The following is a 422-nucleotide window of genomic DNA, read 5'->3' as shown; positions in this document are numbered from 1 at the left end:
AATGATGTTGGGATCATTGCGTTGTTGTTCTGTCAGTGAGGTGGTGCGGTTTTGTTCGGTGATTTCATACACCGACGCGGTCAGCAGATGCTCTGTGCCTGACGGTTGGTATTTAAGCCCCGCTTCCCACTGAGTACCTTGCAGTGGCACAAACCCCTGGCCATAGGCGTCATCGCCCAGCAGCGGTGAGAAGGACTCGCTATAGCTGACATAAGGGGATACACCGTTATCAAATAGGTACATCAACCCCAATCGGCCGGTGGTCGCGTATTGGTTGTCGGAGTCACCTGACTGTGGTGAGGTAATGGCTTTGTCCCGGCGCAGAGCGGCGGATATCAGCCACTTATCCTCGATCTTCATATTGTCCTGCACATACAAACCCAACTGATAGTTTTTGCTGTAGGGGCTGTCAATCAGCTGAT

General features: G+C 52.1%; 1 protein-coding gene. It reads right to left on the bottom strand.

The genetic code is table 11. The annotated features are described in order from the left end of the window. A partial coding sequence (locus J0A66_RS21790) for a TonB-dependent receptor domain-containing protein (protein ID WP_206575947.1) occupies window positions 1-422 on the bottom strand: 422 nt, incomplete at both ends.

The organism is Bowmanella dokdonensis, from assembly GCF_017254865.1.
Lineage (GTDB): Bacteria > Pseudomonadota > Gammaproteobacteria > Enterobacterales > Alteromonadaceae > Bowmanella > Bowmanella dokdonensis.
This window is presented reverse-complemented; position numbering and strand designations above follow the sequence as displayed.